1 protein-coding gene is annotated in these 1,056 nt (G+C 68.0%); it reads right to left on the bottom strand.

Annotated elements, in window-relative coordinates; translation table 11 throughout:
- Positions 1-1,056 (bottom strand): CoA-acylating methylmalonate-semialdehyde dehydrogenase (gene mmsA / locus LK10_RS01590; RefSeq protein ID WP_043119625.1); only part of this gene is annotated, 1,056 nt, incomplete at both ends.

Genomic DNA, 1,056 nt, shown 5'->3' with positions numbered 1-1,056 from the left:
GCCTTCTCGCGCGTGTAGAAGTTGAAGCCCTGGAGGCCGTACGCCTTGGTGTCGCCGAAGATCGAGTCCTTGAACCCGCCGAAGGAGTAGTAGGCAACGGGGACCGGGATCGGGACGTTGATCCCGATCATGCCGACCTCGACCTCGTTCTGGAAGCGGCGGGCGGCGCCGCCGTCGTTGGTGAAGATCGCGGTGCCGTTGCCGAACGCTCCGGAGTTGATCAGCTCAAGGCCTTCCTCGTAGCTCCGCACACGCACGACGGCCAAGACCGGCCCGAAGATCTCGTCCTGGTACACCTTCGAGGTGACCGGGACGTCGTCGATGAGCGTCGGGCCGAGCCAGAAGCCCTCCGCCGCCCCGTCGGCCTCGATGCCGCGGCCGTCGATGACGACCTTGGCGCCGTCCGCCTCGGCGACCTCGATGTAGGAGGCGACCTTGTCGCGGTGCTGCCTGGTGACGAGAGGGCCCATGTCGCAGTTGCGGCGGCCGTCGCCGATCTTCAGGGTCGCCACGCGCTCGCCGATCTTGGCGATTAGCTCGTCCGCTACGGGCTCGACGGCCACGATGACGCTGATGGCCATGCACCGCTCGCCGGCGGAGCCGAAGCCAGCGTTCACGGCCGCGTCTGCGGTGAGGTCGAGGTCGGCGTCGGGCAGGACCAGCATGTGGTTCTTCGCCCCGCCGAGGGCCTGGACGCGCTTGCCGTTCTTGGCGGCGGTCTCGTAGATGTAGCGGGCGATCGGGGTCGAGCCGACGAAGGAGATCGCCCTGACCTCCGGGTGCTCGAGGAGACCGTCGACGGCCTCCTTGTCCCCGTGGAGGACGTTGAAGACCCCGTCGGGCAGGCCGGCCTCGCTGAAGAGGGCCGCGAGCCAGTTCGCGGCGGAGGGATCCTTCTCGCTCGGCTTGAGGATCACGGTGTTGCCAGCGGCGATCGCGATGGGCAGGAACCACAGCGGGACCATGGCCGGGAAGTTGAACGGGCTGATGATGCCGACGACGCCGAGGGGGGCCTTGAGCGAGTGGACGTCTACGCCGGTCGAGACGTTCTCCGAG

It is taken from the genome of Sinomonas humi (assembly GCF_000802235.1).
GTDB lineage: Bacteria > Actinomycetota > Actinomycetes > Actinomycetales > Micrococcaceae > Sinomonas > Sinomonas humi.
This window is presented reverse-complemented; position numbering and strand designations above follow the sequence as displayed.